This is a genomic window from Chryseobacterium sp. PCH239 (assembly GCF_018924625.1).
In the GTDB taxonomy this organism is placed as follows: Bacteria; Bacteroidota; Bacteroidia; order Flavobacteriales; family Weeksellaceae; genus Chryseobacterium; species Chryseobacterium cucumeris.
The window spans coordinates 4,177,359-4,199,687 of record NZ_CP073027.1 but is presented as its reverse complement, the minus strand read 5'-3'; the positions used below and the strand labels follow the sequence as shown (position 1 = coordinate 4,199,687).

The 22,329-nt window shown below is 36.6% G+C and carries 16 protein-coding genes; 11 read left to right on the top strand and 5 right to left on the bottom strand.

Annotated features, from left to right (window positions below; all coding sequences use genetic code 11):
• Positions 1 to 4,818, top strand: a complete 4,818-nt coding sequence (locus KBP46_RS19305) for a leucine-rich repeat protein (protein ID WP_216443934.1) — start codon at positions 1 to 3, stop codon at positions 4,816 to 4,818.
• A 9-nt stretch (positions 4,819 to 4,827) separates the two neighbouring features.
• Complete coding sequence (locus KBP46_RS19300) at positions 4,828 to 5,028, top strand: hypothetical protein (protein WP_062676176.1); 201 nt, start codon at positions 4,828 to 4,830, stop codon at positions 5,026 to 5,028.
• A 221-nt stretch (positions 5,029 to 5,249) separates the two neighbouring features.
• Here KBP46_RS19300 and katG read toward each other — a convergent pair whose 3' ends face one another.
• Positions 5,250 to 7,529, bottom strand: a complete 2,280-nt coding sequence (gene katG, locus KBP46_RS19295; RefSeq protein WP_216443933.1) for a catalase/peroxidase HPI — start codon at positions 7,527 to 7,529, stop codon at positions 5,250 to 5,252.
• Between the two features lie 453 nt (positions 7,530 to 7,982).
• Here katG and KBP46_RS19290 point away from each other — a divergent pair, with 453 nt between their 5' ends.
• Together KBP46_RS19290 and KBP46_RS19285 are read left to right on the top strand one after the other, a co-directional pair.
• Positions 7,983 to 8,450 carry a heme-binding domain-containing protein gene (locus KBP46_RS19290; protein ID WP_062676178.1) on the top strand — a complete coding sequence of 156 codons (468 nt, stop codon included), beginning with the start codon at positions 7,983 to 7,985 and terminating at the stop codon, positions 8,448 to 8,450.
• A gap of 4 nt (positions 8,451 to 8,454) precedes the next feature.
• Entirely contained in the window at positions 8,455 to 8,865 is a 411-nt protein-coding gene (locus KBP46_RS19285) for a thiol-disulfide oxidoreductase DCC family protein (RefSeq protein ID WP_120232147.1), read from the top strand.
• A gap of 232 nt (positions 8,866 to 9,097) precedes the next feature.
• On the opposite strand, the gene KBP46_RS19280 is transcribed toward KBP46_RS19285, so the two are convergent.
• Positions 9,098 to 10,537, bottom strand: coding sequence for an alpha-amylase (locus tag KBP46_RS19280; RefSeq protein ID WP_123279217.1), 1,440 nt, complete (start codon positions 10,535 to 10,537; stop codon positions 9,098 to 9,100).
• A 187-nt stretch (positions 10,538 to 10,724) separates the two neighbouring features.
• Here KBP46_RS19280 and KBP46_RS19275 point away from each other — a divergent pair, with 187 nt between their 5' ends.
• The gene (locus KBP46_RS19275; protein ID WP_034695011.1) at positions 10,725 to 11,393 is read left to right on the top strand and encodes a DUF4290 domain-containing protein; all 669 of its coding nucleotides are present in this window, start codon (positions 10,725 to 10,727) and stop codon (positions 11,391 to 11,393) included.
• Positions 11,393 to 12,700, top strand: coding sequence for a UDP-N-acetylglucosamine 1-carboxyvinyltransferase (murA, locus tag KBP46_RS19270; protein WP_110008022.1), 1,308 nt, complete (start codon positions 11,393 to 11,395; stop codon positions 12,698 to 12,700). Before KBP46_RS19275 ends, murA begins: the two co-directional genes overlap by 1 nt.
• Before the next feature lie 219 nt (positions 12,701 to 12,919).
• On the opposite strand, the gene KBP46_RS19265 is transcribed toward murA, so the two are convergent.
• Positions 12,920 to 13,231 carry an NIL domain-containing protein gene (locus KBP46_RS19265; RefSeq protein WP_062676181.1) on the bottom strand — a complete coding sequence of 104 codons (312 nt, stop codon included), beginning with the start codon at positions 13,229 to 13,231 and terminating at the stop codon, positions 12,920 to 12,922.
• Positions 13,232 to 13,392: 161 nt separating this feature from the next.
• Complete coding sequence (locus KBP46_RS19260; protein WP_253297092.1) at positions 13,393 to 13,986, bottom strand: YiiX/YebB-like N1pC/P60 family cysteine hydrolase; 594 nt, start codon at positions 13,984 to 13,986, stop codon at positions 13,393 to 13,395.
• Positions 13,987 to 14,168: 182 nt separating this feature from the next.
• On the opposite strand from KBP46_RS19260, the gene KBP46_RS19255 reads away from it, so the two are divergent.
• Complete coding sequence (locus KBP46_RS19255; RefSeq protein ID WP_062676305.1) at positions 14,169 to 14,870, top strand: response regulator transcription factor; 702 nt, start codon at positions 14,169 to 14,171, stop codon at positions 14,868 to 14,870.
• 31 nt (positions 14,871 to 14,901) lie between these two features.
• The gene (locus KBP46_RS19250) at positions 14,902 to 16,263 is read left to right on the top strand and encodes an ATP-binding protein (protein ID WP_216443931.1); all 1,362 of its coding nucleotides are present in this window, start codon (positions 14,902 to 14,904) and stop codon (positions 16,261 to 16,263) included.
• A 250-nt stretch (positions 16,264 to 16,513) separates the two neighbouring features.
• Here the strand turns inward: KBP46_RS19250 and KBP46_RS19245 are convergent, their stop codons facing one another.
• Complete coding sequence (locus KBP46_RS19245; protein WP_062676307.1) at positions 16,514 to 17,359, bottom strand: DMT family transporter; 846 nt, start codon at positions 17,357 to 17,359, stop codon at positions 16,514 to 16,516.
• A gap of 401 nt (positions 17,360 to 17,760) precedes the next feature.
• Between KBP46_RS19245 and KBP46_RS19240 the strand changes: the two genes are divergently transcribed.
• The 3 genes from KBP46_RS19240 to KBP46_RS19230 are packed head-to-tail and all read left to right on the top strand — an operon-like array spanning position 17,761 to position 22,316.
• Positions 17,761 to 18,459, top strand: a complete 699-nt coding sequence (locus tag KBP46_RS19240) for an MgtC/SapB family protein (protein ID WP_216443930.1) — start codon at positions 17,761 to 17,763, stop codon at positions 18,457 to 18,459.
• Positions 18,460 to 18,482: 23 nt separating this feature from the next.
• Positions 18,483 to 21,155 (top strand): magnesium-translocating P-type ATPase, encoded by a 2,673-nt coding sequence (gene mgtA / locus KBP46_RS19235; RefSeq protein ID WP_216443929.1) that lies wholly within the window; start codon positions 18,483 to 18,485, stop codon positions 21,153 to 21,155.
• A 57-nt stretch (positions 21,156 to 21,212) separates the two neighbouring features.
• Positions 21,213 to 22,316: an efflux RND transporter periplasmic adaptor subunit gene (locus KBP46_RS19230; protein ID WP_216443928.1), complete on the top strand. Its 1,104-nt coding sequence runs from the start codon at positions 21,213 to 21,215 to the stop codon at positions 22,314 to 22,316.
• Positions 22,317 to 22,329 lie beyond the last annotated feature (13 nt).

The window sequence follows — 22,329 nt, the reverse complement described above, 5'->3', positions numbered from 1 at the left end:
ATGAGAAATACAGGAAGAATTTATTTTACAAATTATGAAAGATCAGATAAAGAAGTTGCAGATAATTTCATTTATCCCGTCATGTTTTTCATTAAAAATGAAAATGGAAAAATCATTAAACAGATTGCATATTCAGCTTTAGGAGAAAAGTCAGAAAGTGAATACGGAACTGGTGGTGGAACCGGAGGAGGCAATGGAATTGTTTTCCGCGCAAAATCTGAAATACCTGCATCGTTCGTAAAATCATTTGGAAGTGAAGTTAGAATAGTTTTTTCGTGGTCATCCATCGACAGCGTTGATGGTAGTGAGACTGGCGGAGGAACTGCGAGTATTTTAAAAGGAAACACGATCCTATTTAATAAAAATATTAATCAGGGAGCCAATGATATAGATATCACGCCATATATTTTGGCAGGAGACAATACAATAACGCTTAGTATCACAGATAGTTATGGAAATAATAGAAAATTAAAATATGATATTCAAACAATAGCACTTGCTTTAAGTACCACATACGACAAGACCACTATTAATTCGGGACCAATCATTTTTCGATATATTCCAACCGGGAATGTAGAGAAGACGATTCATTTCAAATTAAATGGATCAGATCTTCCGTCTGTAGTTACTTCAATAAATAACAAAGAGCTTCTTTATGAAATTCCTGCACAGTCGCACGGAGTTCATATTTTAGAGGTGTATATGACCGCTGATTTGTCAGGAGAGATCATTGAAAGCAATCACTTATTTACAGATATCATCAGCGTTGTTGCCGGTAATTTAACGCCTTTGGTTTCCTCAGCAAATAATGTTGTTGCTAATCAATATGCTCCAGCTTCGATTGAATATCTGGTGTATTCACCATCGTCAAATTATAGCGATGTTGAGATTTTAGTGGATGGAGTGAAGGTTTCTGAATTACTTATAAATAGAAGTTTGCAGAAGTTCACCTATACATTTTCGGACTCAGGTGCACACACTGTAACTTTTAAATGTGGCAATGTCACGAAAAATACTTCAGTAGTTGTAACTGCCTTCGATATTCAAGTTGAAGCCGAAACGTTAGGCTTGGAATTATTTTTAAGCAGTAGAAACAGAAGCAATTCAGAGATTAACAAAAACGAGTGGAAATACAAAAACCTGTCATGTACTCTTACTGATTTTGATTTCAGCACCAATGGGTGGATTCAAGATTCAAAGGGTTCTGTGGCGCTTAAAGTGAGCGGAAATGCAAGGGTTGAGATTCCTTTCAAGATTTTTGAAAATGATTTTAAAACAGGTGGTAAAACATTAGAATTTGAATTTTCAACTTCAGATATAAAAAACAGTGACAGTACTATTTTTTCTTGTAAAAATGGAAATGTTGGATTTGTTGCTACCTCAAATTCGTTTTCGTTCAGTTCTGAGCAGGACGGCACGTCCATATTTTTTAAAGAAGATGAAAGGATTCGCGTAAGTGTAGTCGTTACAAAGGTTGCAGATCAAAGATTGGTATTTGTGTATATCAATGGAATTATATCTTCACTATATCAGTATAATTCACTAGACAGCTTTTTACAACAAGCTCCTCAAAACATTACCATCGGAAGCAGTGATTGTAATATTAATCTATATAATATTCGGGTGTATAATAATAACCTAAACGCCGATCAGATGTTGTCGAATTACATCGCTGACATGGATAACCTGGTTGAAAAAGTCAACATTTACGAGAGAAATAAATTGTACGATGCATTCGGAAATTTGTCCTACGATAAATGTTTACAATCAATTCCATGCTTAACCATTGTTGGAGATTTGCCAACTTATAAAGGCGATAAAAAAACAATTGTTGGAGAGTATGAAAATGCTCAGGATCCTACAAAATCGTTTTCTTATGTAAATGCGAGCATTGATGTTCAGGGTACATCATCACAATATTATCCCCGAAAAAACTTTAAAATCAAATTTAATGGAGGTTTTAAAAATGGTGAAATAAATTCTTCAAAATACAAGCTTCGTGACAATTCATTGGCGGAAAAGACATTTACTTTTAAAGCTGACTTCATGGAATCTTCAGGTTCTCACAACATTGGTTTGGCGAGGCTTGCACAAGATTCTTTAAATCAATTGGGTTATTTGGTTCCACCACAATTAATTGATCCTAATATCCGTACTACGATGGACGGGTTTCCAATGCTTATATTTCACAGAGCAACACCAGATTCGGAGCGTATTTTCTTAGGGAAATATAATTTTAACAATGACAAGTCAAATGAAGCAACAACGGGTTTTACAGGTGGTCAGGAATGTTGGGAATTTTTAAACAATACGTCAGATAATACATTATTTATTGCTACAGATTTTCAAAGTGTAGACGAAAATGGTAAGCATTTATGGAAAAATGATTTTGAGGGAAGATATCCGGAAAATAATGAAGATACTTCGAATCTTGAAGCTTTGCATACATGGATTGTGAGTTGCAAAAATAATCCTGTAAAATTCAAAACCGAGGCTCCAGATCATTTTAACATTCAGTTTTTACTGTTTTATTATGTCTTCACTGAGTTTTTTGCAATGGTCGATCAGCGCGCTAAAAATCAAATGTTTGCCATGTATCCAAATGCGCAGGGAAACAAACGTTGGTATCTTATTTTTTATGATAATGATACGGTTTTAGGGCTTAATAACGAAGGCCACAATGTATATGATTACTGGGTAGAGGCTCACGACCAAGTAGGAAGTGGTTTTGTCTGGAATGGCGCGCTTTCAGAGCTTTGGAAACTGGTTGAAGTGGCTTTTGATACTGAAATTACGGCTTTGTATCAGAAAATGAGAACTTCAGGAATTCTGACTTATGATAAGTGCAACACTTATTTTAATACATTAGAATCTGACAAATGGGCGGAAAGTATTTTTAATGAAGATGCGAAATATAAATATATAGACCCTTTGGTTGTTGCCGGGAATGGAAGTTATTTATACCCCGCACAAGGTTCAAGAAAATCGCACAGGAATTATTGGCTATTAAACAGATTCAGATATATGGACGGAAAGTATGATACCTCTACTTTCTCTTCTGATTATATCACAATGAGACTTTATACACCTTCGGGCACGCCTGTAGTTACTCCCAACGCTAATTTTTTACTAACTGCTCAAAAAGACGGGTATACTAAAATTAAGTTTGGTTCCTATATCAACCGTGCGAGGCTTAGAAAAAATGTTGCATCCTTAGTTCAAGCTCCGGCTATTACTTTTAACGACACGGAAACTATTATTTATGGTGCATCTGCAATTAAAGATCTTGGAGATTTGTCAGGAAAGTATCTTGGTACTTTAGATGTTTCCAAAGCGACGAATTTGTCAAAATTACGAATAGGAAGTCAAATTTCCGGTTATTCAAATCAAAATTTGAGAAACTTGTTTATTGGTAATAATACAATTTTAGAAGAATTAGATATTTCAAATTGCCCAAATTTAAAACAATCAATAGATTTAACTGGTTGTACAAGTATTAAAAATATTTCCGCTGCAGGAACAGGAATAACCTCTGTATTGTTACCTAAAGGCGGGTTGCTCTTTTCTTTAATTTTGCCAAATACAGCCAATACTTTGATTTTGGATAATCAAAAATTTATTAAAAATTCTAATTTAACTTTTACTGCAAGTTCTATAACAACTCTTGTAATTAAGGATTGTCCTTTGATTAATGTTTATGATATTGCCACTTCGTTGAAAAATTTGGCTAGATTGAGAATTAACAATTTAAACGGAAGTAGTACTTCTAGTGAAAATTTTTTTCCACTTATAAATGCTAAAGGAATTGATGATTCGGGTAATACAACCCCACATTCTATCGTTGAAGGAAAATGGACTTTTACAAACATTTATGCAGAGGATAAAACTTTTATGGAAGCTAACTGGCCAGATTTTAAATTTACTTATAAAAACATTACTAATTTTATCCAAATTAGTGATTCAAGAAAAAAAGATATTTTATTAAAACTTTATGATACTGATGGTGATAAAGAATTAAGTTTTTCAGAAGCAAGATCTGTTACTGAAATACCTGCCAATACTTTTAATCCTTATGTTAATTCCGGAACACATCTTTTAGGGAATTTTGATGAATTTAGATTTTTTACAAATGTAGAGACGATTGGGGATAATGCTTTTAGTAATCAAACAATGCTAAGCATTTTCTTTCCTCCTAACGTTAAAAAAATAGGAAATAGTGCTTTTGAATTAGCCAACGCATCTGCCTTAAATGCCAATTTTGAAAAGATTGAAGAATTAGGTATTGCTCCGTTTGGTGGAATATACTTAAATATTAATCTATTTAAAAATGTTAAGATCTACCAACAATCTTCATTTATTTATATGTATCCTGTAGATGGTATCTATAATCTTCCTTATATCACTCGAATATTTGAAAATATGTTTAACATGTATATTTCCCTTACAAATCTTCCAGGTTATGTCACTAATCTTGCTGATTTTCAAGCATGCACAAGTCTTGAAAGGATAGATTTCCTTGGTTTAAGATTAAGATTAAGAACTGGTGAAAGGGAAATGAATATTATCTTTCCTGCTTCTATTAATTATATAGAAAATGGTTGTATGATTTTGAATCCACAAGATGGTCAAGATAGTGTTCAAAAAATAGTAATTAAAATTTTAGCAACAACGCCTCCTATTTTAATATCAACTAATTTATTAAATAACAACGTCTACCTTAGTAAAATTGAAATTCATGTACCCGCAGCAAGTGTTTCTGCTTATAAAACGGCAACCAACTGGAGCTATTTTGCCGCAAAAATTTATCCGATAACATAATAATAACATATGACACAGACAGACAATATAATTAAAGCAGATCCTGGGAAATGCTTTAAAAGAAAAATAGATGGAGTTGTTTTTGGCGATGAAATCTATTTAGGAACAACTTATTATCTTGATGGAATAAGACTTCAAGAACCCATTCAGGAAACTCCCGATGATTTTGAAGAAATTGATATCGAGGTTCGAACAGAAGAAATTAATTAAAAGATGATAATTTTATAACTTATTTCCCGAACGGAAATTTATAACTAGTCCTGGGAATATGATAAAGATCTTAGGACAAAAATAAATAATTATAAAATTTACATGTTTAACAAACCATCCTTTTTTAAGGGTGGTTTTCTTCTTTTATTATAAAATGAAATATGAATACGATATATAAAAAGAGGCAGCCTTAAAAGCTGCCTCTCTTTATTTTCATTTTATTAGACCAGATCAAACCTGTCCAGATTCATCATCTTCGTCCATGCCGCCACAAAGTCTTTCACAAACTTACCTTGTGCATCAGCACTTCCGTATACTTCAGCGATAGCTCTCAATTCAGAATTAGATCCAAAAACAAGATCCGCACGCGTTGCTGTCCATTTTGGCTGACCTGTTTTTCGGTCAGTTCCTATATACAGTTCTCTGTCATCTGACATTGCTTTCCATTGCGTTCCCATATCCAGAAGATTCACAAAGAAATCATTGGTAAGAACTCCCGGACGGCTGGTGAATACGCCATGTTTTGAACCGTCAAAGTTCGTATCTAAAGCACGCATTCCTCCTATCAATACAGTCAATTCCGGGGCAGTAAGAGTTAAAAGCTGTGCTTTATCAATCAATAAAGATTCGGTAGACACCGTGTATTTTCTTTTCAGATAGTTACGGAATCCATCCGCTGCAGGCTCAAGATATCCCATAGATTCTACATCCGTCTGTTCCTGAGAAGCATCCATTCTTCCCGGAGCAAAAGGAACTTTTACGTCCTGACCCGCATTTCTGGCAGCCACTTCTACTGCAGCATTACCTGCTAAAACAATCAGATCAGCTAATGATATTTTTTTACCTCCGTTCTGAGAATCGTTGAATTCTTTCTGGATTCCTTCCAGAACATTTAATACTTTATTCAGTTGTGAAGGATTGTTGACTTCCCAGTTTCTTTGAGGCTCCAGCCTGATTCTGGCTCCGTTGGCACCACCACGTTTATCACTTCCTCTGAAAGTAGAAGCGGAAGCCCACGCTGTAGAGATCAGCTCAGCATTACTTAATCCTGAATTTAATACTTTTGACTTCAATGTTTCTATATCATTTCCATCAACCAATTCATGATTCACTTCCGGAATAGGATCCTGCCAGATCAGTTCTTCCTGTGGTACATCCGGACCTAAATAACGGGCACGTGGTCCCATATCTCTGTGAGTCAGTTTAAACCATGCTCTTGAAAATGCATCGGCAAAAGCATCAGGGTTTTCATAAAAATGTCTTGAAATTTTTTCGTAAACAGGATCCAGTCTCAAAGAAAGGTCTGTGGTAAGCATGGTTGGTTTATGCTTTTTAGAAGAATCAAATGCATCTGGGATAATATCTGCTCCATCTTTAGCTACCCATTGGTGAGCTCCGGCAGGGCTTTTTGTTAATTCCCATTCATTTTCAAAAAGATTTTTAAAGAAATAATTACTCCATTGAGTCGGAGTTTCTGTCCAGGTTACTTCCAGACCACTGGAAATAGCGTCTTTTCCGCTTCCTGATTTATAAGTGCTTGCCCATCCAAGTCCCTGCTGTTCAATTCCTGCAGCTTCAGGCTCTTTACCTACATGATCTGCAGGACCTGCTCCATGGGTTTTACCAAAAGTATGTCCGCCGGCAATCAAAGCAACGGTTTCTTCATCATTCATTGCCATACGTCCGAAAGTATCACGGATATCTTTAGCAGCCGCAATAGGATCTGGATTTCCGTCCGGACCTTCCGGATTTACATAAATAAGTCCCATCTGTACGGCAGCCAATGGATTTTCAAGATTTCTTGAATGAATATCTCCGTCTGCATTATCATCGGTAGGAAGAACGGCTGATTGTCCTTCTGCTACTCCTTCTGAACCGTGAGCATAACGCAGGTCGCCTCCCAGCCATGTTTTTTCTGATCCCCAATAGATATCAGCATCCGGTTCCCAAACGTCTGCACGTCCTCCTGCAAATCCGAATGTTTTAAAGCCCATTGATTCAAGGGCGATATTCCCTGTAAGAATCAAAAGGTCTGCCCATGAAATGTTTCTTCCATATTTTTGTTTGATGGGCCATAATAATCTTCTTGCTTTATCAAGACTTACGTTATCTGGCCAGCTGTTTAATGGTGCAAAACGCTGTTGTCCGGCTCCTGCTCCACCTCTTCCGTCACCTACACGATACGTACCTGCACTGTGCCATGCCATACGGATAAACAGAGGTCCATAATGACCAAAGTCCGCCGGCCACCAATCCTGAGAGTCTGTCATCAATGCATGAAGATCTTTTTTTACTGCCTCCAGATCAAGGCTTTCGAATGCTTTGGCATAATCAAAATCCTTATCCATAGGATCTGAAAGGGAAGAATGCTGACGCAGAAGATCTACTCTAAGCTGATCAGGCCACCAATCAGAATTCTGGGTTCCTCCGCCTGCTACGTTCTTCTTCATTGTTCCGTTATGAAACGGGCATTTACTGATGTCATTCAAATCTTTTTCCATTGTCGTTTATTTTATTTTTTATGTTGATTAATACAGTTTCAATTTTCTGTTGTAAGAACATGACAAACCTACAACGTTTGATCGATAAATACAATCTATTAATTTTTATTTCAACGATAGTTAAAAACTATAAACAAATATTTTCAACAGCTAAAAAGCCAAGACATAATTGAGGTATTAAGTTAGTCATTTTTCAGATTAACTTAAATAAAAACAGCTGTATACAGCCCAATTTAGAATTACTCAACGTAAGATTTTAAAGGAAAAAGGAAGTTGGAGGCTGGAAGAAGGAGGTTTAATCGCATCATGAAAAGTAATTTGATAATTACTGAAAAAACACGCTATTTCAACAATTTCTAAAAGTTCTTCCTTCATCCTCTCTTCCAACTTCCAGCTTTCTCCCACTAAAAATAAATTAACTACCTTTATATTGACCAAACATGAACATCTGCTATGAAAAAAATAATTGTTGTGATTCTCGTTGCCTTTATTATCATCCAGTTTTTCCCTATCGATAAAACAAATCCACCGCTTACTCCGGGAATGGACTTTCTAAAAATTAAAAATACGCCGGAAAAAATTGCCCGTACCCTCAGAACATCCTGCTATGACTGTCACTCTAATGAAACCAGATATCCATGGTATAGCAGTATTTCCCCAACTTCATGGTGGGTAAAAAATAATATTGATGAAGGCAGAAAAAATCTTAATTTTTCTACCTTTGCAGTATATGAACCTCAGAGACAACTTCATAAGTTGGAAGAATGTATAGAAATGGTTGAGAAAAAAGAAATGCCGCTAGAATCTTATTATTTAGGTCATCAGGATGCCAAACTGTCGGATGAGCAGCGTGCAGATCTTGTTCAATATTTCAAAAAAGTAAAAGAAGACACTGAGAGAGGAATCATGTTTAATAAATAAAGTCATGGAAAGTTGGGAAAATAAACATATTGTTTTTTTTGACGGAGATTGCGGAGTTTGTAATTTCTGGGTGCAATGGATTTTGGAGAGAGACAAAAAAGACCAATTCATGTTTGCTTCTCTTCAATCTGATTTCGGACAACAGTTTTTATCTGAAAGAGGGCTTGAAACCAATGTATTCAATACGATGTATCTTTGGAAACCCGGACGTTATTATCAGATCAAATCAAGAGCTGTACTGGAAATTGCTAATTTACTGGGAGGAGTTTATAAACTTTCCTTTGTTGGGAAAATTCTGCCGGCATCTTTAAGTGACAAAGTGTATGATGTTATTTCCAGAAACAGAATGAAGCTGGCCAATCAGAAATGTTATTTACCTGATCAGCATCAGAAGAAAAAATTTATTCAGGTGTAATTAATTGTTCTTACACCGTTTCATTTAACTTATAAAAAGATCATTCCGTAAGAGTTAGCTACAATATTAATGCATTGTATTGATTCCTACGGAATGACAAATAAGACGGATAGGTGTTCCTGTTTAATGTTTAATGGAAATCAAACTGAAGAATAGTCTCTTACCAGCTTTATCAATTATCAATTATCAATTATCAATTATCAATTATCAATAATTACCCATTGCTCATTACTTATAAATTAAGCGACCACACAGAATAAGAATTCGGAGGGCATTGGATTTTCACCCATTTATCACCCTGAGTTGTTGGATACCAACTTGAATTTCCTGTGAAATCTTTGATTTGCTGACTGCTCCAATTCGTTTCTATCCATCTTTCCTGCCAGTTTGAAGAAGTATTGATATAAACAACAAGCCCTGGATTACCATTATAGCCGTTACGTCTTGCAATATATTCATCGTTATCAGTATACAGAATGGAAGTTGTTCCGGTAGCTTTATTATTATGAATCCAGATCAGATTATTCAGTCTTTCTTTGTTTAACCATTCTTCATAATCTCTGTAAAAAATGGTCGGATAACCTTCATGGGTTAGGATATAGGCATAGGCCGGCATTTTATTGTAAATAATATCTGTATCATGATTGGCCACAAAAGTGACGGCTTTGTATGGATTTCTTTTCCACATCATATCATCATTCAACGCATTTAAATTACCATTATCAAAGGCTTCATCCATTTTATAATAAGCTGCAAAATCAAATACGGAACTGTTGGCATTATTGGCCCACCATTCCAATGTGTTGACATTTGAATCCCATAATTCTCCAACTGAAAATCCTCCTACATTAGAATTCCAGGTATTAACTACCCACGGACCGAACCCTTTAACGTAATCAAACCTCCAGCCATCAAATTTCATCACGTTTTTATAATATTTTGCCACGGAATCATCTCTCCCCCAAAGCCAGTCCTGCACATGAGGATTAGCGTGACATAAATCCGGAAAGCCACCAAAAGCCCCTTCATCATTATTCCCGTAAGAGTTTTTATAAAAGTCATTGTAGTTTCTCTGGAATTTTCCGGAAGCCACACCAGAAAAATTAGTCCAGGTATTGGTTCCTGTAAAAGGATTGGCTTCAGACTGTCCGCCACTGTTGTGATTGATTACAATGTCTGCATACACCTGCATGTTTTCAGCATGCGCTTTGGTAATCAATGCTTCCAGTTCAGCTCTGGATCCGAAACGGGTTTCTGTACTTCCATTTTGATTAAAATCTCCAAAATCATAATAATCGGTAGGATCATATCCCATAGAATAAGCCCCATTCTGAGCTTTTGATGCAGGTGGTAGCCATACAGCTCCAATTCCGGCAGTAGACCATGCGGTTAATTTGTCTTTAACGGTATTCCACCAGTTACCCCCTTCCGGAACATCCCAGTAAAAACCTTGCATCAAAACTCCACCACCCGGCCCGGCTGTAAATTTACTTTGTGCAGAACCTGAGCCGCTTCCTGTACTGAAAGGCCGGCCATCATGATGGGTTACATTCACTATTTTGTTGTGAACCTCTTCCTGCTTGGAAGGTTCAGTTGTCAATTCATCACTGGTTCTACATGAGCTTACTAATGCTAAAGCCAGCAGTGAAAGGAAAAAGTTTGTTTTTTTCATCGCTTTAATTAATTATCAATCTATTAAACAAGATACAATTTTATTAAAAACAAATTCAAATAAATGGGAAATATTTTCATTTCCCACAATAAATCAATAAGAAAGGCATTCAATTTTTTCATTAAAAAATCATAAATTTTTCAGAATCCCGAGACAATTTTTCTTTTAATCCATATATTTGCATACTATGGAATACAATACCCAAAAAACTCAGCTTCATATGCCGGAATATGGCAGAATTATACAACAGTTGGTTGAGCGCTGCAAAGAACTTCCTACCAAAGAGGAAAGGAACGAAATGGCTATGGCAATCATCGATTTTATGGGTCAGAGAAACCCACAACTTCGCGACGAGGAAAATTATAAACATAAACTTTGGGACCATCTTTATATTCTTGCTAATCATGATCTGGATGTAGATTCTCCTTATCCCTTCCCCACAATGGAAGAGCTGGCAGAAAAACCTAAAAGAATGGAATATCCAAAACTTCAAGGTGACTTTAAGTTCTACGGAAAAAGTATTCTTCAATTGATAGAAAAAGCAATTGAACTGGAAACGGGTGATGAAAAAGAAGCCCTAATCGAGGTGATTGCCAACAATATGAAGAAGTCTTATAATGTCTATAATAAAGAACATGTGACGGATGATGTGATTTTCCGCCACCTGAAAGAACTTTCCGAAAACAGGTTGGATCTTACCGGAATAGATTCTCTTGAAAAGAGTAAGATCTATTACACCAGCAATAACAACAACCGAAATAACAACAATAACAACAGGAATAACAACAATAATAAAAACAATAATAACCAGCCTAACAAGAGAAGGCATAATAACAATCATAAAAACAGAAAATAATGAGTGGAACATTTCAAATAAGAGGAGGAAAAAGACTGCAGGGTGAAATAACTCCACAAGGAGCCAAAAATGAGGCTCTACAAATTTTATGTGCGGTTCTTCTGACAGATGAGGAAGTAAGAATCAAAAATATTCCGGATATCCATGATGTAAACAGGCTGATTGAAATTCTTGGGGATTTTGGAGTAAAAATTACTAAAAACGGACAGGGAGATTATACTTTCAAAGCTGATCAGGTTAATTTTGATTATATTAAATCTAATGAGTTCAAAAAGGACGGAGCAAAATTACGTGGATCCATTATGCTGATGGGACCAATGCTTGCCCGTTACGGAGAAGCTTATATGCCGACTCCGGGTGGTGACAAAATCGGAAGAAGAAGATTGGACACTCACTTTCAGGGACTTGTTGAATTAGGTGCTGAATTCAATTATGATGAGGAGGAATATTTCTATTCTTTAAAAGCTAAGGAACTAAGAGGAAAATTCATCCTGCTGGAAGAAGCTTCTGTTACCGGAACGGCTAATATTGTAATGGCAGCAGCTCTCGCAAAAGGAAAAACAAGAATCTACAACGCAGCCTGCGAGCCTTATCTTCAGCAATTATGCAAAATGCTGAACAGAATGGGAGCCAATATCTCAGGAATCGGATCCAACCTTCTTACGATTGAAGGGGTTGAATATCTGAGAGGTACTGAGCATACGATGCTTCCGGATATGGTAGAGATCGGTTCATGGATTGGTCTTGCAGCCATGACAAAATCTGAAATCACCATCAAAAATGTAAACTGGAACCAGCTTGGTGTGATTCCGAATACCTTCAGAAAACTGGGAATTCAGCTTGAGCAAAGCGGTGATGATATCTATATTCCTGCTCAGGAACATTATAAAATTCAGAAATTTATTGACGGTTCTATCCTTACGATTTCAGATGCGCCTTGGCCAGGATTTACACCGGATTTATTATCTATTATTCTAGTGGTAGCTACTCAGGCAAAAGGAAGTATTCTGGTTCATCAGAAAATGTTTGAGTCCAGATTATTCTTTGTGGATAAATTAATCGATATGGGTGCTCAGATCATTTTATGTGATCCGCACAGAGCTACAGTGATCGGATTAAACCAGGAAGCTCCGTTAAGAGGAACAACGATGGTTTCCCCGGATATCAGAGCTGGAAACGCCCTTCTTATTGCGGCTCTTTCTGCTGAAGGAAAATCTATTATCCACAATATCGAGCAGATTGACAGAGGATATGAAAATATTGATGGAAGACTGAGAGCTATTGGTGCTGACATCGAAAGAATTTAAAATTATTTTATTTAATAATAGGAAAGCGTTCAGAATATTCTGAGCGTTTTTTTTGTTTTACCACCCCGTCAAAAATTCTTTGAATTTTTACCACTCCTCCCGAGGAGGGAATTTTATCCAGGTTAACGATTGATCTTTTTTATCTGTTTTAGTACAAAAATAAAAAGTGCCCGGTAAAAACACCGGACACTTTGGTAATTAAAACTATATGAATCTCACTTAAAAATAGGTTCTGCAGGTATATTCTACCGTCGTATTGATAAGTTTATTTTTATTCAGATAGACTTCAAGCTGCTGAAAATCTTCTGAATTGACATTAATATATAACTGTACCGAACCGAAACTGTATCCGTTCACGTACTCTACATTAGCAGATAACACTCTATGACAGATGCCGAATTGATTATAGATCGTATTCATCAAATGTTCAAATTTCATTTTGCCATTCAACTCTATTTCCAGTAACAATTCTTTTTTAGGCAGGTTAATTTTATTTTGTAAAACCTGCAGGCCGGGATTAGGTGTAATCATTGCTAAACATTTTTGGGTTAAACATTGTCAGATCATTTGACACTTTTGTTTTTAAATCTGTGACAAAAATATAAAAAAATATTAGTCCACCAAATTAGTAGACTAATATTTTTTAAAATTTAACATAAAAAAAAGAAGCCCGTTCAGCTTCTTTCTATATTTTAAAAATTTCCTACTCTTTCCAATTTGTCGGAACCAGCCAGTCCATTAGGATTACAACCGGGCTCTCCTTCGGGGACTTTGAGATTTTTCTTAGTGTAAAATTCTTCCCAGAATGTATTCGTTTTTCCTGTTTTGGGATCAATAAACGTCATCGGTTCCAGTTTGAAAATATTTTCTGTCCGAAAAGCTCTTTCTACAAAGTCCGAACAGTAATAGGATTGTTCATCCAGAATATAATTGAAGTTGTAAGGTTTTCCCAACATGGAAATTGCTTTTTTAACTGCTTCAGGAATTGCTTTCTGATATTCCGGTTTCAAACGGTAAACAATAACCTCCTGCCCTTCTTCTTTCTGATCTTTAATGAAATCTTTCAAATCCTGTCTCTGAGAACCGCCTTTGGGAGCAGCGTGCAGAACAAACATCCCGTTGTCTTCTTTTTCCAGAATTCCTATATGATCAAATGAAGCCGCTTTTTCTTTTTGAGTTACATTATTGATCGCTCCGGAAAGTCCCGATTCTTTTGCGGTTACAAAAAGAAGATCTCCATTTTTAAGCTGTACATTACCTGCATAAGAGTGATTACACTGGATCACCAAAACGATTAAACAGGACAAGAGCCCAGTCAACATAATGCCTTTGATTCTTCTATTAAAAAATGTTTTACATTCAGACATTTTATTATACTTTTCGGTACCAAAATTACAAAATAGAATTCATTACATTTGTGGGAATATTGATCTATTCCTCACACCAACCCAAACATTCCAACAATCTTATGCCCCATATTTTATTAGTTGAAGACGATGACAGGCTTTCAAAACTGATTGCAAAAGGATTTCAGGAAGCTGAATTTGAGGTCACTGTAGCATATGACGGAGTCACAGGCCTGAAACTGGCTTTACAGACAAATTTTGATCTGGTAGTGACCGATATTATTCTTCCCAAAAAAGATGGTCTTGAATTTTGCCATGAGATCAAAACTTTAAAACCCAATCTTCCTGTAATTATGCTTACTGCACTGGGAACTACTGATGACAAGCTGGAAGGATTTGATGCCGGTGCAGATGATTATCTCACCAAGCCTTTTGAAATGCGGGAACTGGTAGCAAGGATAAAAGTACTTCTGAAACGTTTTTCACAACAGTTACATCAAAAAGTTTTTGTTCTTAAATACGAAGGCATAGAAATGAACCTGGAACAGAAAACTGTAAACCGTGATCAAATGCCTATAAAATTAACCCCAAAAGAATTTAATCTTTTAAAATTCATGATGGAAAATTCCGAAAGGGTTCTTTCCAGATCTGAAATTGCAGAAAAAGTATGGGAAACCCATTTTGATACGGGGACTAACTTCATTGATGTTTATATCAATTATCTCAGAAAGAAAATAGATAAAGATTTTGAAACCAAACTGATCCACACCAAAGCCGGCATGGGATTTATTCTGAAAAAAGACTACGAATCAGGTACTGTATAGTAAATCAATAAGATAAACCAAAAATATCAGGATGAAAATAAGAACCAGACTTACCCTGCTTTTTACCTTAATCACTGCAATGCTTTTAAGTATTTACAGTATTTCGATCTATTATTCATCAAAAGAAGCCAGAGAAAAATCTTTTTACAGCGAACTTCAGAACGAGGCGATTGCCAAGGCTGATTTATTTTTCCGAAGCTCCCTTCCGGAACAGGAAATGCATAAGCTTTATAAAAACAATACCAGAACATTGAATGAAGTTCAGGTTGCCATTTATAATTCCAATAAGCAATTGATCTATCATGATGATGCCAAAGTAGATTATGTAAAGGAAACTCCGGAAATGCTAGCTCAGATATTTCAAAAGAAGAAAATCAATTTCTTTTTAAATGATTTGCAGGTGATCGGGATGACCTATCATTATGAAGGAAAAACATATGCAGTAACTGCAGCAGCCTATGATCAATACGGATATGATTATCTGACACATCTTCTTACCATCAGTATTATTTCATTCTTCAGTATTCTCATATTAATTTATCTGGCAGGAATATTTCTTTCCAAAAAAGCATTAAGTCCGCTCAGTGAAATGGTTATTCAGATTAAAAAAATTACAGCCGGAAAACTTCAATTGCGTCTGAAAACTAGTAAGGAAAAAGACGAACTTAATGAGCTTGCTCAAAATTTCAACGGAATGCTGGAACGGCTTGAAAATTCTTTTGATTCACAAAAACATTTTGTCTCCAACATTTCACATGAACTGAGAACTCCCTTATCCGCCATTATTACTGAGTTGGAACTGGCTTCAGCAAAGGATAAAACCAAAGAAGAATATCGGGAAACCATCCAATATGCACTGGATGATGCCCGAAATATGGTAAAATTGTCGAATAGTTTAATGGATCTTGCCAAAGCAAGCTATGATCCCAATGAGATCAGTTTTTCAGAGGTACGTCTTGATGAAGTTCTTCTGGAATCTTATACCAAAATCACCAAAGAAAATTCAGGATATAAAGTTTCTTTAAACATAGAAGATTCCGTGGAAGAGCATCAGCTTATCATTCAGGGAAATGAATATCTTCTTCAGGTTGCCTTCAACAATCTTATTGACAATGCCTGCAAATATTCACCGGAACACACTTGCCTGATTGATGTAAATACCAATTCAAAAATTCTTACAATGCGTTTTACCAATACCGGCAATAGCATTAACAAAGAAGATTTACAACATATTTTTGAACCTTTTTACAGAAGCGAAACGTCCAGACAGGAAAAGGGCCATGGAATAGGATTATTTCTCACCCAGAAAATTATTCTGCTCCATAATGCAAAAATTACGGTGCTATCAGAAGGTAACGAAACTATTTTTGCAGTTATATTTGATATTGTATAGACAACCGAAGAAATTAAACTTCAGAATCAACTTTTTTATTCTTTTTTTTACGTTGGTAATAAATATTTCTGATAAAAATCACACTGCTGGTCATAAAAGGGATCATGTGAAACAATTGTCTGAGCAAAAGATATCCTGATTTTTTTTCATCTACAATACTTTCCATACCTAACCCAACAAAAAACAGGGATATAAGAAGTAAGATTAATTGTATTTTCCAATGCATTCTTATCATATTGTAAAAATCTTCTTAATGGTTAGAAACTCTGCTAAAAATAGTTGTTCCAATACTCGCTGTAATCACGCAGGCAATAGAAATCCACTGTAAAAAAGATAATTCTTCAGCAAGAAAAACCAATCCGGAAAGCGCTGCAAATGCAGGTTCCAGGCTCATCAGAATACTGAAAGTTTTTGCAGGAAGTTTTTTCAAGGCCATCATTTCCAGTGAAAAAGGTAAAGCACTCGAAAGAATAGCCACACCAAGCCCTTTCATAAAAATCGTCGCAGTAATATTAAAAACAGCACCATCCCATATCGTGAATGGAATAATCACAAGACTTGCAAAGATCATCCCTGTAGTAACCGCATCTTTTCCATCCATTATTTTGGAAACTTTTCCACCCATGATAATATAAAGCGCCCAGAAGACTCCTGCGAGAAAGGCAAGTCCAAGTCCTAATAAATCTACATGATCACTTTTCCAGGGAACAATCAGCAGAATTCCTACACATGCCAGTAACGCCCAGATAACATCCAGCAGTTTTCGGGACAATGCCAATGCAAGAAATAAAGGACCTGCAAACTCTACAGTCACCGCCAATCCCAGCGGAATTCTTTGAATAGCCATATAGAAAATAAGATTCATTGCAGCCAGTCCAACTCCATAGATTGCACAGTATTTCCATTTCTGACGGTCAAATTGTAAAAATTTAGGACGGTTAATCAACGTAAGCAAAACCGCAGAAAGTACAATTCTTAAAGTAACCGTACCAATAGCTCCGATAGCGGGAAAAAGCTGCTTTGCAATGGAAGCTCCTCCCTGCACACAGATAATCGCTAAAAGCGTAGCTGGTATTGCTAAGTTTGATTTTTTCATATCTAAAATATATAATTCAAAAGGTATTGGAAGGAAGTCTCCGGGATTAAACAAGCTTTTATTTCATATGACAAATTGTAAAATTCGACCTACAAAAATCAGCTTCCAAATGTATTGAAATTTTATCTCTTACCATGGGTACAGTTTACATATATTAACAAGATATAATAAATATTTCCTGCAGGATCATTAAGAAAAACAGGAAGTAACTTTCTCTAATGATTTTCTAATAACATTCTAAAGCTTCTCTAACGGTAAAAAAAAAGAGACCGTTCTACTTTTGCACAGTAAAAAATAAAGCATATGGACTCAGATCCCTACAGTAATTATCAATCTTAAAAGCTTTAGTTGTACTCACTTTTCCCGTACAGCTGAAAAGCTTTATAACAAAAGGAAAAGTTATGACTACATTAGAATTTACTCTTCGTCTCCTTACCGCATTTGCTCTGGGTGCCAGCATTGGTTTTGAAAGACAATGGCGCCAGAAAAGTGCTGGTCTCCGCACCAATACACTGGTATGCCTTGGCTCCGCAGCATTCGTACTTCTTTCCATCAGAATCGGAGGCGATGCTACAGGTAGAATAGCTTCTTATATTGTAAGCGGGATTGTTTTTTTAGGTGGAGGCGTTATCATGAAAGATGGTCTTACCGTGAGGGGGCTCAATACAGCAGCCACCATCTGGTGTTCGGCCTCTGTAGGTGCTCTCAGTGCTATGGGATTTCCCGTGGAAGCAGCCATTACCAGTGGATTTATTATCCTCACTCATGTCACCCTTCGTCCTTTAGGCGTAAAACTGGGCAACAATATCAACAGCAGAAACCATTATACAGAATACCTTCTCAGCATCAAATGCAAAAGTGAAGTAGAAAATCACGTCCGCGTGCAACTGATGCAGTCTCTGAGCGGAAATGATAAAGTATTACTGAAATCTCTTACCAGCGATGATAATGGGCTGCCTGAAAACGCCATCATTACAGCGGAAGTTCATGCTTCTACTCCGCAGGACAGTTTCATGGAAAAAACAGCCAGCAGATTAACGATTGAAGACAAAGTCATCAAAGTAAGCTGGGAAATTATAGGTACCGAAAACGATTTGTAACATTAAAAACAACCTTTGAAGCGATGTTAAAAAAATCTTCAAACAAAAATCTCAATTCCGCGGCTCTTGTAAAATTGAAAGAAGCTGCAGCCGAGAATGAAAAAATGGTGTATGCCCTGCTGGAAACCTCAGAAGAAGGACTCAGTGAAAACACCGTAAAAGACCGTCTGAAAATTTATGGTAAGAATGAAATTGCTACCCAAAAAGCGCCCTCATGGGTAAAACAATTTGCTCATTCTTTCTTTAATCCATTTAATTATATTCTGGCCTGCATTGCCATCATCTCATTATTTATTGATGCTATTCTTGTCCCTGCAGGAGAAAAAGATTTCAGTACAAGTATTATTATTTCGGTGATGCTGCTCTTCAGTACTGTTTTAAGATTCATTCAGGAATTCCGAAGCAACAAAGCGGCAGAAGCATTAAAAAAGATGGTAAAAACAAGCTGTCTTACCAAAAGAAAATTTAATGAGAGCGAAGAAATAGAAATCACTGAAATTGTTCCCGGAGATATTATTGTTCTGTCCGCAGGTGATATGGTTCCGGCCGACTGCAGAATTCTTAAAAGCAAAGATCTTTTCATCAGCGAATCCATTCTTACAGGAGAAGCTCTTCCGGTTGAGAAAAATGCACTTCCTATCAAAGATGCCCAATACCGTAATCCTCTCAGCCTTCAGAATATCTGTTTTATGGGAACCAATGTGGTAAGCGGATCAGCAACGGTTGTTGTAGCCAATACCGGTATTTTCACCTATTTCGGAAGCATCAGCAGAAGTCTGGCTTCTAAAAGACCTGAGACTGCATTTGATATCGGAGTTAATAAAGTGAGCTATCTGCTGATCAGATTTATGCTGATCATGACTCCTGTTATTTTTCTGATCAACGGATTGGTAAAAGGGGACTGGATGCAGGCTTTATTGTTCGCCATTGCCGTAGCTGTGGGATTGACTCCTGAAATGCTTCCTATGATTGTCACGGCCAATCTTGCCAAAGGTGCAGTCAATATGAGTAAAAAGAAAGTAATTGTTAAAAGACTCAATGCCATCCAGAATATCGGAGCTATGGATATTCTGTGTACCGATAAAACAGGAACACTTACGCTGGATAAAATTGTATTGGAAACCCACCTCAACGTTCGTGGTATTGAAGATGATGAAGTATTAAAATGGGGCTACCTTAACAGTTTTCATCAAACCGGCCTCAAAAATCTGTTGGATCAGGCTGTTCTCGATCATGCTGAAGTTCACAATATGATGAGGGCAGATGAATTGTATCAAAAAGTGGATGAAATTCCTTTTGACTTTGAAAGAAGAAGAATGTCTGTCATCCTGAATACATCAAAAGGAAAGCATCTTATGATCTGCAAAGGGGCAGTGGAAGAAATGCTTCCTTTATGTCAATATGCCTTAGATCCTGGAGATGATCGCAGCCTGCATGTTGAGAATGACAATAGTGTTCCGTTGGATGATCTTATGAAACAACAGATTATCAGAATGTCTGAAAAGCTCAATGCTGAAGGACTTCGTGTATTGCTAATTGCCATCCGGGAATTTGACGGTGATCATCCATTGAATTATTCCGTTGCCGACGAAAATAAACTTACCCTTACAGGATTTATGGGATTTCTTGATCCTGCAAAACCATCAGCAGAACCAAGTATCAAAGCTTTACACAAGCTTGGTGTAGAAGTGAAAGTAGTAACCGGAGATAATGATATTGTTGCTAAAAAAATATGCCATGATGTAGGAATTCCTATCAATACCATTATGCTGGGTGATGAACTGGAGCATATGACTGATGATGAACTTTGCAAGGATATGGATCTCTATTCTGTTTTTGCTAAAGTAAGCCCGTTACAAAAACAACGTATTGTAAAAATATTAAGATCAAAAGGTCACACCGTTGGTTTTATGGGTGACGGTATTAACGATGCAGCAGCTATAAAAGAAGCAGACGTGGGAATCTCTGTGGATACCGGAGCAGACATTGCCAAAGAAAGTGCAGATATCATTCTGTTGGAAAAAGATCTGATGGTCCTTAGAAGCGGAGTAATTTATGGAAGAAGAACTTTCGGGAATATCGTCAAGTATATCAAAATGACGGCCAGCAGCAACTTCGGAAATATGTTCAGCATGATTGGAGCCAGTGCACTACTTCCGTTTCTTCCTATGCTTCCGCTACAGATTCTGACACAGAATTTACTGTATGATGTATCACAATCCTCCATCCCATGGGATACAATGGATAAAGATTTTCTGGAAAAACCTAAAAAATGGGAAGCTGCAAGCATTAAAAAATTCATGCTGTATATAGGTCCTTTGAGCTCCATTTTTGATTATGTCACGTTTGCCGTACTATTTTTTATTTTCAAAGCCAATACACCAGAACAACAAGGGTTGTTTCAGACAGGCTGGTTTGTGGAAGGTTTATTATCTCAAACCTTGATTGTTCACATTATCAGAACGAAGAAAATTCCATTTATCCAAAGCTGGGCCGCCACACCAGTTGTTGCTTTAACAAGTTTAATCATGCTGATCGGAATTATGGTTCCTTTCACTCCAATGGCAGTGTATCTCAAAATGCAGCCTTTACCTCTGAGCTACTTCCCTTATTTAATAGGAATTCTTACAGGATATTGTGTTTTAACCCAGTTTGTGAAACAATGGTTTATCAGAAAATTCGGGCAGTGGCTTTAGTAACAAAATTCATTGCTAGCAGATCTATCAATAAAATAATGGTTATAAATAACTTATATGAGAAAAACAGTATTAACAATGGTACTTTTGACAATTGTTACCTCTTGCAAAAATTCCAAAAGTGAAACTCCGCAGGATCAGGATCTCCTCATCAAAAATAATCAGGTCACCGTTCCGGAAACCCATCCCGTTTTCAAAAAAATTAAAACACAGGTCGTTACTGAACAGGAACACAGTGATGGAGTGATTTCAGCGGGAACAATCCAGGCAATACCCAATCATTATGCGGAAATTGCCAGTCCTTTTTCCGGAAGAATTACAAAATCTTTTATTCAGCTTGGACAAAATATTTCGGCCGGAAGCCCTCTTTTTGAAATCCTTTCTTCAGATTATTTTTCGGTTCAAAAGGATTACACAGATGCGTTAAATGATGTACAGCTTGCAGAAAAAAATTACAGACGCCAACAGGATCTTGTAAAACATGGAGTGGGTATTCAGAAGGAACTGGACGAAGCAGAAACTGATTTTAAAAATAAAAAAACATCCCTCTCCAATGCTTCTTCTGCCTTGAAGGTATATAACAGCAAAGGCGGAGGTATAGGAAGTCCTCTTTTGGTAAGAGCACCCATTAACGGAGAAATTATTTCCAACAAAATTGTCAACGGCCAATATCTGAAAGGAGATGCAGATCCGGTAATGATCATCGCAGAATTATCAAAAGTCTGGATTTCCGGTGATGTAAAAGAAAAAGACATCCGCTTTGTGAATAAAGGAGATCAGGTTTCTGTAAAGGTAAGCGCCTATCCCGACAGGAATATTACCGGAAAAGTATACCACATCAATGAAATTGTAGACGAAGATACCCGAAGCATCAAAGTCCTTATTGAATGTAACAACCCGGACAGAAAACTAAAGCCGGGCATGTACGCTACAGTCAACTTTTCAACAACTCCTGAAAAGACAGTAATGATTCCCGTAACCGCTTTAATGCAGCAGGATAACTCTCAGTATGTATGGGTAAAAACAGGCAAGAGCCAATATACAAAACGTGCTGTCACAACAGGAGAAACCGATCAGAAAACAGTAAGAATTATATCGGGATTAAAATCCGGAGAAACCATCATGACTGAAGGAGGAATTTATATGCTGGATGCGAAATAATGTAAAAGAAAAA